Annotated in this window: 3 protein-coding genes and 1 pseudogene; 3 read left to right on the plus strand and 1 reads right to left on the minus strand. The window is 47.2% G+C overall.

The annotated features are described in order from the left end of the window. Positions 1-169 precede the first annotated feature (169 nt). Positions 170-751: a molybdenum cofactor guanylyltransferase MobA gene (gene mobA, locus ACTHUE_RS12970; RefSeq protein WP_101755441.1), complete on the minus strand. Its 582-nt coding sequence runs from the start codon at positions 749-751 to the stop codon at positions 170-172. A gap of 259 nt (positions 752-1,010) precedes the next feature. Here mobA and ACTHUE_RS12975 point away from each other — a divergent pair, with 259 nt between their 5' ends. From ACTHUE_RS12975 to ACTHUE_RS12985, 3 genes and pseudogenes are all read left to right on the plus strand, one after another. Further along, on the plus strand, positions 1,011-2,771 hold the full coding sequence (locus ACTHUE_RS12975; RefSeq protein WP_440423660.1) for a histidine kinase: 1,761 nt from the start codon (positions 1,011-1,013) through the stop codon (positions 2,769-2,771). After that, positions 2,768-3,424 (plus strand): response regulator, encoded by a 657-nt coding sequence (locus ACTHUE_RS12980; RefSeq protein ID WP_049333503.1) that lies wholly within the window; start codon positions 2,768-2,770, stop codon positions 3,422-3,424. Before ACTHUE_RS12975 ends, ACTHUE_RS12980 begins: the two co-directional genes overlap by 4 nt. A 136-nt stretch (positions 3,425-3,560) precedes the next feature. Then, a pseudogene (locus ACTHUE_RS12985) lies at positions 3,561-3,689 on the plus strand (tRNA (guanosine(46)-N7)-methyltransferase TrmB); the annotation flags it as partial.

Consider the following 3,689-nt stretch of genomic DNA (forward strand, 5'->3'; position numbering starts at 1 on the left):
GAAAAAGCCAAAGTTTATTTTAACGAAGAACGTATATTTTATTTAAATATACGGATTGATGAATTTCTAAGGGAACTAATTACAAGATAGTTATTACCTATTGAAAGATACTAAATAATCATCAAGTTAGCATATCCCTACCTGAACATTAGCCCCCTCACCGACCCAACTACAAAGGCTGAGCCAAATCGTTTTCCGTGTTGTAGCTGATAAAATCCTGCTCATGAGGGAAATGGACAACTCGCGCGCGCTGTTGCTGCAGCCAGCCGCGGATGCTGCGCATTCCGGAATAAAGGTATGGCACGGTGCTTTGCAGGATTTGCGGCCGGATAAACATCACGCTGTAATGCGGCCTGGCAGAGGTCTCCACATAAAACGCATTGCACAATGGCGTGCGCCGCGCGATGGTTTCAAATTGGGAAACCAAGTTTTCCGGCAAACGCGGCATATCGCAGGATACGATAAGCAGCCAATCGGCAGTGGCAATTTGCAAATCGTTGGCGGCTGTACACAAAGCGGCTAAAGGGCCGTAATGCTGCCATTGGCGCGCATCAGAGAAAACGTGCGCGCTGCGTTGGGCGTAAGATTCAAGGTTGCGGTTGGCACTGATGGCGATGTGGCTGACTTGGGGGCGGATTTTTTCGATAACATGATCTATCAAGGCTTTGTTGTGCCATTGCACCAACCCCTTATCGACACCTCCCATCCGGCTTCCCTGCCCGCCGGCCAATATCAGTGCGAAAATTTTCATTTTGGTAGTCCTTTGCGAAGCAGAGTATGGAGTGTGGTTGAAGATGTTGTGTTTATTGGATAAGTTTCAAGGTTTCAGGCCGTCTGAAACCTTATTTTTATGATTAAATTCACTTGAGATGAATTTTATCATAACATGATTTTACATTAAACCCCTGTTTTTTCTTATCATAACCACACAATTATTTTAGACAGGTTGTTTATAGGCCGAAAGAATGATATTTTTATAAGATTATCGGATTAGTTCCCCTGCGTGCTTTATGCGTTTATTCTCCGGATCTTCAGACGGCCTGAGCCTGTCTTCGCGTTTAAAACTGCTGACTTTTTTATGGGTCAGTTCGGCGTTTTTGTCGATTGTCTTTACCCTGCTGCTTTCTTGGCGTTTGGAAAGCGCGGCCAAAACGATTGAAGATGCAGGCAGTTTGAAAATGCAGGTGTATCGTTTGGCTTATATGGCAAGCGTCCGTACACCCAATGCGCAAATTGACAACCAAATCAAAGAATTTGAGCGTACGCTGGCCAATGTGACGCAAAGTGATGCCATTCATCCGCTGATTCCATCTCAAACGCCGTTGGCTTATGACTTGATTCAATCGATGCTGTTGATTGATTGGGAATCCAACATCAAGCCGTCTTTGCAACATTACGAGCGTCCGACCCAAATCGGCCTGTACCGTTTTGCCGGCAACATCGAGCTATTTTTACAGGCGATGGAAAATGCCAACGAGCAAAATACCTTGTGGCTGCGCCGCTTCCAAATGGCCATGATGCTGATGATTGTTGTGGCTGCAGGCTTGATGATTGTTTGGCATTATTCATGGATTATCCGGCCCTTGGAAAAACTGCGTGATGGCGTAGAAACCATCAGCAAAGGGCATTTCGGCGTTCAAATCGAGACAGACCAGATCCGTGAGTTTGCCCAAGTAAGCAAGGGTTTCAACCAAATGAGCCGCCGTCTGCATACGCTTTATACAGACTTGGAAGGACAAGTTGCCAAACAAACCCAAGACTTGGCGCGGCAAAACCGTGATTTGACCCTGCTCTACCAAACCACGCGCAATCTGCACCAAACTTTTACGCCCCAACAGGCGGCAGAAGAATTTTTAACTCAGATTCTGCCGGCGTTTTCCGCCTTAGGTGGTACGGTATATCTTTCCGATGAGGAGCGGAAACGTTCTGATTTGGCGGCAAGCGTCGGTGAAACCGAAGAAGGAAATCGTGTAGAATTTCCAATCGTTTATCAAGATGAACAGCTTGGCGTACTAACCCTATATTTTTCAGACGGCCATATGCCTGATGAGCAAGACGAAAAACTGCTGCATACTTTAAGCGGACAGCTGGGCATTTCCATCGCCAACAACCGCATGGAACAAGAGCGCCGCCTGCTTGCAGTCTTGCAGGAGCGTAACTTGATTGCACAAGGTTTGCATGACAGCATCGCGCAAGCTTTAACCTTTTTGAATTTGCAGGTACAAATGCTGGAAAGTGCGTTTGCCTCAGACCAACGTGAGCAGGCCGAAGAAAATATCGGCTTCATCAAAGACGGCGTGCAGGAATGCTACGAGGACGTACGCGAACTTTTAATGAATTTCCGCACCAAAATCAGTAATAAAGATTTTCCTGAAGCGGTAGAATCGCTGCTGGCGCGTTTTGAACGACAAACCGGTATTCCAGTTGATTTAAAATGGCAGGACGACGGGCAGGCTTTGAATTATGATGAGCATTTGCAGATCATCTTCATCTTGCAGGAAAGCCTGTCCAATATTCGGAAGCACGCGCGTGCGCAACATGTCAGCGTCGAAATTGCCAACCACGGCGATTTTGTCATGACGATTCGTGACGACGGCGCAGGCTTTAATAAAGAACACCTATCAAACCGGCCTTCAGGCGAACATGTCGGCTTGGGCATTATGCAAGAACGGGCCCAACGGATTAACGCAGAATTGGCCATTACATCACAGATTGGGCAAGGTACGGCGGTTATGCTGACTTTGCCGCAACAAATGAGAACAGCATCATGACGATTAAAATTACCCTTATTGACGACCACACCCTATTTCGCAGTGGCATCAAAGCCCTGCTCTCCCGCCAGCCTGATTTTGAAGTCATCGGCGAAGCTTCAGACGGCCTGGCCGGCGTAAAAATGGTTGAGCAGCTCAAGCCTGATGTGGTCTTGCTGGACTTGGATATGCCGGTCATGAACGGCCGCGAAGCACTGGCTCAAATTTTGAGCATCAATCCGCAACTAACCGTCATCATGCTGACTGTTTCCGAAGACAGCGATGATTTGACCGAATGTATGCGTATGGGTGCAAAAGGCTTTTTGCTGAAAAACATCAACGCCGACTTCCTGTTGGAAAGCATCCGCAAAGCTGTCGATGGCGACAATGTCTTTTCTCCGGAAATGACCAGCCGTTTGGTGCAATCGCTAATTTCTCCATCTCCTTCCCGCTCCGACCATCTGCTGGAGCAACTGACCCCGCGAGAGATGGAAATCTTGGGCTATCTTGCCGCCGGACACAGCAACAAAATCATTGCCCGCCATTTGAATCTGGCAGAGTCAACCGTCAAAGTGCATGTACAAAACCTGTTGCGCAAATTAAACCTAAGCAGCCGCGTCCAAGCTGCGGTTTATGCGGTGCAACACAAAGTACCGCAACCGGTATTGTCTTAAAAGGCCGTCTGAAACCTTCTTTTTAAAAGGTTTCAGGAAAAGCGTTTATTCGCTATAATCACGCCGATTTATATGCAGGGTTGTCTGATTCTTTCAGACGGCCTTTTTATTTGATTTCTCACTGATTTAAAAAAACATGTCCGAAAACATTCCAGAAAATACACCCGAAAATACTGTTCCTGAAGAACACAAACGCAGCATCCGCAGTTTCGTCTTGCGTCAAGGCCATATGACCGCGGCCCAACAGCGCGCCATCGATACGATG

The sequence above is a fragment of the Neisseria sp. P0021.S005 genome, assembly GCF_051956955.1.